The organism is Idiomarina sp. UBA4206 (assembly GCF_002383015.1).
GTDB lineage: Bacteria > Pseudomonadota > Gammaproteobacteria > Enterobacterales > Alteromonadaceae > Idiomarina > Idiomarina abyssalis.
The window spans coordinates 11,143-14,129 of record NZ_DFTS01000014.1; the positions used below are offsets into that span (position 1 = coordinate 11,143).

The window sequence follows — 2,987 nt, forward strand, 5'->3', positions numbered from 1 at the left end:
CGCTCTAACCAACTGAGCTACGGACGCACATTTAGAAGTGTCGTTAAGACGGGCGGTATATTAGTGATTTGCGCTAACAGGTGCAAGTGATTTTTTATGAAACCCATTTGTTTGTCGAATTTCTATTCAATACAGAGCCAGAGGTGTTGCGCTTAAGTCCCGTTGAATTTGCTCAAATTTTCTTTTTCGGCTTCAATAAAAGGGGATAGGGGGGAAATCGGCAAAGACTCAGGAGGTTTCATGTTAAATTTTTTACGAGTAATACGGGCGTTTGCCGGGCTTCTTTTTCTTGCCGGAATAGCGGGTATCATCGCGCAGCTTGGGTTTAATATTCTGCATGTGGATATTTTGATGCGTTCATCGGTCATCGTTATTATGGTTGGTACACTGTTTGCGGCTTTCTGGCTCTGGGTATTTCTTGGTTTACGCTACGTTATCAATGAAATTCATGAAAAAGAGCAAGGTAAGCCACACCCCAGTCTGACTAAAATATGGCATCTGTAAGCGTAAAGTCGGCGCCAGTAAATTGAGTCAGCTACGTTTAATCCAGGCCCGGCGTAAAGTCACAGGCACTGTAAAACCTCTGCCACGGGCGAACAAAATGCACTGATGCATCGGTGAGCTTTTTACTGAGCGTACCCAACTCTGCAATGTAGGTCTTTAACTCGGGCTGAGGTGCTATGCCTTCGAGACTTTCAAGAGTCATCAGTAAACGCTGATGCTGTTCGATAATTTCCGCTATGTCGCCTTGCATTTCTTCAATATAAATGGCGTTAAAAGCTTTTTTCAGCTCCAGAGCTTTATCGGGTACTTGGTCATTCTGGCAGTAAACCGATTGTGGGATCTCAGGCAGAAGTTCGGTCATTTTCTCCAATTTATAGGAGTAGTCCAGCATAGTGCGGTAAAGGTCGGGAAGGTAATTACTACGCTCTAAACGGCCAAGCATTTTTATGAGTTCTGCCGGGTCATCCGCTTTTTTTGTGTAGCTCCAGCGTTCCAGTATGCGGGTGAAACGTTCCAGTGCATTTACCGCGTAGTTGTATTCGGTAACGTGTATTTTGGGTAACGAATTATTTCCTACTGACAAAGCTTTTCTGAGCCCGTCGTCGCGGGCAAAGGCGTTCGCCAGGCTGTTCTTAAGCTGTGACTCTTTATGCGCCAGAGCTTCTTTTAATTTGTCTTTAACGCCGGTTGAATCAGGGTGTTCAATGCATTCATTGAGTGCCTGAATCATTGCCAGATCAGCATGGTAGCGGCTGAATCCATTTTTTAGCCTGCCCAGCGAGCTGTTGTTTTCGGCAATCAACTGACCTAATTGGCAATGATTAAGCTGCAGACTGTCCAGTAACCCCATGCTGGTTCGCTCAATATTATGCGTTAAATCGCGTTTAGCAGGGTACTGCAGTTGAGGCTTAGGTGCCTGTATCGTTTGAGCAGGCAGATTGAGTGTACTGTGAACTTGGTTATTCAGCTTATCGGCGTACTCTGTTAGTCCTGGATCATCTGAGCAGGCAGATAATCCTAAGACCACTAACACATAGCCAAAAGGCCTGAAAATCAGTACACTTCGCTTCATTATTTTATTCCTTGCAACAAGGTTTTATCGATGTTTACCGGTATTGTCCAAACCCAAGCTACGATATTTTCAGTCTCTGACCAAGGATCTTTTCGACACTTGGTCATTAAAACTGAACCTCAATTTCTACAAAACTTGGCCATTGGTGCAAGTATTGCGATAAATGGTTGCTGTTTAACTGTGGTTGAGTTTAACGATACCCAGGTGCACTTTGACGTTATTGATGAAACCTTGCGGTTAACGAACCTGGGGTTGTTAAGCGAGGGGGATACGGTGAACCTGGAGCGGTCGCTTAAAGTGGGTGATGAAATTGGCGGGCACGCGGTTTCCGGTCATATTCATTGTCAGGGCAAAGTGACTAAAATTGATACGTCCGGCAATAATGTCGCTATGTGGGTAGAACTCCCGGAGCAATACACGCCGTATTTGTTTGCCAAAGGGTTTATTGCAGTTAATGGAGCGAGTTTGACGGTAGGTCAGGTAGACGCAAATTACTTTAGTCTGCACTTAATTCCTGAAACGTTGCGCTTAACCAACTTAGAATCAACGCAGGTGGGTGACAGTTTGAACATTGAACTTGATCAGCAAACCATCACTATTGTTGAAACCGTTGAGCGGGTGCTGGCTAAACGTCAGTAAAACTGTTCGTCGTTGCCGTCTACTTTAACGCGCGCCTGTTGGTTAACTTCATCAACCTGTAACTGAACATGAATGAGGTCACCGCAGGCGGAACACTCTTCCTGATAGTCCTGATTTCCCTCCGATGCGTCAATATCCAAAAAAGTATTGTGACCACAGTGCGGGCATTTCACCGACACACTTTGTAAGTTTTCTTCGTTCATTGGTAACTCCTTTGCCGGGATGTCAGTGTTTATCCTCGCATCCTCAACGAAATAAGGTTCTACGTCTTACTATAGAAATAAAATACTGATTCCGCCCAATGAGATTAGGGCTCCGGCTATAGAACGTGGGGTAATCCGTTGTTTTTTCAGTAAAGATATCGGTATTAAAAAGAGTGGTGCGGTGGATAGCAAGGTTTGGGTAAGACCCGGGTTGATATTGGCGATTGAAATTTGCTGTAACCAAATAGCCAGAAATGTACCGAATACAATGGCGCCGAGCAGTGGCAACGGATTGATAGAGCGAACTTGTTTTATGATTGCGTTGTACGCGCCTCGCTTTGAAAGCCCGACAATTATGGCAAGCAACAAAGACCCTGTGGCAAGACGCACAAATGCCGCATCAATAGCGTTAACATTCGACTGCATTAGTACCGCAAAAGCCATGACTAACCCGGTGGCCTGACAGAGCGCCGCGCCGCAACCGAAAAAGATACCAGATAAAGAAAGCGCAGGTTGTTTGTCAGGGGCTTTTTCTGTAACGACCCACAGAACGCCGCTTAAGGTTATGA

General features: G+C 45.3%; 5 protein-coding genes. 2 read left to right on the plus strand and 3 right to left on the minus strand.

What is annotated here, in order from left to right:
* Positions 1-240: 240 nt before the first annotated feature.
* A complete protein-coding gene (locus tag B3180_RS02650; protein ID WP_054487548.1) occupies positions 241-504 on the plus strand; it encodes a hypothetical protein in 264 nt (87 codons plus the stop codon).
* A gap of 37 nt (positions 505-541) precedes the next feature.
* On the opposite strand, the gene B3180_RS02655 is transcribed toward B3180_RS02650, so the two are convergent.
* Positions 542-1,576, minus strand: a complete 1,035-nt coding sequence (locus B3180_RS02655) for a DUF3080 domain-containing protein (RefSeq protein WP_278358659.1) — start codon at positions 1,574-1,576, stop codon at positions 542-544.
* A gap of 30 nt (positions 1,577-1,606) precedes the next feature.
* On the opposite strand from B3180_RS02655, the gene B3180_RS02660 reads away from it, so the two are divergent.
* The gene (locus tag B3180_RS02660) at positions 1,607-2,215 is read left to right on the plus strand and encodes a riboflavin synthase (RefSeq protein ID WP_054487552.1); all 609 of its coding nucleotides are present in this window, start codon (positions 1,607-1,609) and stop codon (positions 2,213-2,215) included.
* On the opposite strand, the gene B3180_RS02665 is transcribed toward B3180_RS02660, so the two are convergent.
* Both B3180_RS02665 and B3180_RS02670 read right to left on the minus strand, forming a co-directional pair.
* Entirely contained in the window at positions 2,209-2,418 is a 210-nt protein-coding gene (locus B3180_RS02665; protein ID WP_054487553.1) for a CPXCG motif-containing cysteine-rich protein, read from the minus strand. The two genes, B3180_RS02660 and B3180_RS02665, sit on opposite strands and share 7 nt — an antisense overlap.
* A gap of 69 nt (positions 2,419-2,487) precedes the next feature.
* The coding region (locus B3180_RS02670) for an EamA family transporter (RefSeq protein WP_286842884.1) at positions 2,488-2,987 on the minus strand (500 nt) is incomplete at its 5' end.

Coding starts and splice junctions, on each gene's coding strand:
- B3180_RS02665 (WP_054487553.1), bottom strand. CDS start 2,418: ATGAACGAAGAAAACTTACAAAGTGTGTCGGTGAAATGCCCGCACTGT.
- B3180_RS02655 (WP_278358659.1), bottom strand. CDS start 1,576: ATGAAGCGAAGTGTACTGATTTTCAGGCCTTTTGGCTATGTGTTAGTG.
- B3180_RS02660 (WP_054487552.1), top strand. CDS start 1,607: ATGTTTACCGGTATTGTCCAAACCCAAGCTACGATATTTTCAGTCTCT.
- B3180_RS02650 (WP_054487548.1), top strand. CDS start 241: ATGTTAAATTTTTTACGAGTAATACGGGCGTTTGCCGGGCTTCTTTTT.